Source organism: Protofrankia sp. Cr1, assembly GCF_963555865.1.
In the GTDB taxonomy this organism is placed as follows: Bacteria; Actinomycetota; Actinomycetes; order Frankiales; family Frankiaceae; genus Protofrankia.
In genome coordinates this window covers 1-2369 of the sequence record NZ_CAUVXO010000129.1, presented here as the reverse complement: position 1 = coordinate 2369, position 2369 = coordinate 1, and the positions used below count along the sequence as shown (strand labels likewise).

The following is a 2369-nucleotide window of genomic DNA, read 5'->3' as shown; positions in this document are numbered from 1 at the left end:
ACCGTGGTTGAACACGTGGGTTCGAACCTCGGGTCAAGGATGGCCGTCTGCGTTGCGCCGCGTAGTACCGGGAATGTGGTTACCGACTACTGCTTGCGGTGACACGGCGATGCGGTGGGAGAGCAGTTCGTCGCGGCGCGTTCGATGAACTGGGCGACCTGTGCGGCGTGGCTGACAAGGGACGCGTGGCTGGACTCCAAGGTGAGCGTATGCGAGCCGGTGGGGTCGAGTCGGCCAGCCATGATTTTTTGTGCCGCAGGGTTGATCAGCCGGTCCTCCGCGGAGATTTGGTACCAGCTCGGGACCTGCTTCCAGGCCGGAGTTCCCTGTAGAGGAGCGGTCGTTGCGGACGCGTTCAGGGGAGTCTGGGCGGCGGCGAGTATGGCGGCCTCCACCCGCGAACAGTCGGCGCAGAAGTCGTCGCGGAACCTGTTCTCCCGAATCATGAGGAACGGAGCGTTGTTCGCACCGACGTTCGGCAGATCGATCGGCACGGCGTCGGCTTGTGAGGGCAGGAGTGGAGCGAGCGTGTTGTTGATGTAGTTCAGCGTCTCACCCGTGTCGGGAGCGAATGCCGCGAGGTAGACGAGGCCGACGACGTTCGCGGCGCCCTCCGCAGCCTGGCTGATCACCGCGCCGCCATAGGAATGCGCCGCGATCAGCGTCGGACCGTGAAGCACACGAAGGTCACGTTGGACGACTGCGACATCGTCGGCAAAAGATGTGTTGGGGGTCTGGCTGGCGGTTACGTGGTAGCCGTCGCGTTGGAGTCTGGCGATGACGTTGCTCCAACTTGATCCGTCGGCAAAAGCACCATGCACGAGGAGCACGTTCGGTTTTGTACTGAGGCCGTCGGCGGCACCGGCGGCCTCGGGCACCATGGCGAGACCACCGATGGTGAGGGCCACCGCTCCGACAAGGGTTATGGCTGCCCGACCAGGGCGTCGGGTGAGGGACACGCGCATATTGCGCTCCTTGGCATAGGAATCGGCTTTGTGAGGTTGCCCGGCGGCCAGACACGCAAGCGGATTTCGCGGCTTCGCGGTGGAACGACACAGGAAAGTATGCCTCGACCGGCAAAAAGTGCCAAGCAGGCCATCAGTCAATTCTTTCACAGCCCCCTTTTCCGTTTGTGTTCGGTCCGGGTGATGTTGATTGACCTGGCCACCGTACCTGTTTTGCAATGCAGCCGCTGTTGCTGACAACAGATTGCGGCATTCGCCGCCTGCATTTTCTTGGTTTGCCCTGAGCGGAGCCGATCCGACTGTTGCGCCGCATACACGGCACTGAAATCGCGCGGGTTCGACGAATACCCGTGACGCGCCGACCAGCGCGGTTCCACCTACGGCTGCCCCGGAACTCGTCCTGGCAGACCTGCTCGGGGTACTCAGTGACGACGAGGAGGGCCGGCCGAGGCGGCGCAGCTCGGTGTGCTCGCAGGTCGGTCACGGGGTGGGTGCGTAGGCTGGCTGCCAGGGCACGGACGCTGCGTGCCCGGTCGGCCCGGAAGATTTGATGAGCAGTGTGGCGGCGGTCGCGACATGCAGCGCGACGACGAACGCCGGGCAGGGCGACTGTTCGTGGCTGGAGTCCGCGATGGGAAGGTCGGATGGTGAGGGTTGCATGGTCGACCGGGCCTGGCCGGCCAAGCCGGTCCGGTTCGCAGGTGTGAGCGGCGGGGACTAGCCGATGCGGATAAGTGTCTACCTGGCGTTGGCCGCGTCGGTCCTGCTCACGGTGGTCGCTCCGGCCGCAGGCCGCCGGCTGCCACCGGGGCGGGCCGCGGTCGTTCTGGCCGTGGCGGCGGTCACCGCCGGTTGTGGATGGGCGTGGGATCTCGCTCTGCTGGCATGGACGTTGATCGGCCAGTTGGGGGTGGTCCGACGGTTTGGACATTGGTCCGGTCCGGTTCTGGCCGCTCATGATCCGGTGCCGCCGGTCACCGCCGGCGTCGCTGTCGTTCTGGTCTGTGTCGTAGGGGCCACGACGGCGGTTTCCGCTCTGCGCTGCGGCCGCGATGTGACCTGGCTGCTGCGTACCACACGCCGTGCCCCCGTGGTTGCCGCTGGAGGTCTAGTTGTCGTCGATGATCCGGCGCCGGCGGCACTCGCTCTGCCGGGGCGACCGGGCCGGGTGTTGGTGACCTCGTCGTTGTTGCGTGCGTTGTCCACGGCTGAGCGGCGGGTCCTGTTCGCGCATGAGCAGTCACATCTTCGGCATGCTCATCTGGGTTACCGGCTGGTGGTTCGCCTTGCGGCCGGTCTGAACCCCCTCCTGTGGCCGATGGTTGCTGAATGTGACTATATCCTGGAGCGGTGGGCGGACGAGGATGCCGCGATCGCGGTTGCTGATCGTGGTCTCGCGGCGGC

General features: G+C 65.5%; 2 protein-coding genes. One reads left to right on the top strand and one right to left on the bottom strand.

Annotated elements, in window-relative coordinates; genetic code table 11:
* Positions 1-86: 86 nt before the first annotated feature.
* Positions 87-965: an alpha/beta hydrolase gene (locus U9980_RS12610; RefSeq protein ID WP_322768077.1), complete on the bottom strand. Its 879-nt coding sequence runs from the start codon at positions 963-965 to the stop codon at positions 87-89.
* 724 nt (positions 966-1689) lie between these two features.
* On the opposite strand from U9980_RS12610, the gene U9980_RS12605 reads away from it, so the two are divergent.
* On the top strand, positions 1690-2369 hold a 680-nt coding region (locus U9980_RS12605; RefSeq protein WP_322768076.1), incomplete at its 3' end, for a M48 family metalloprotease.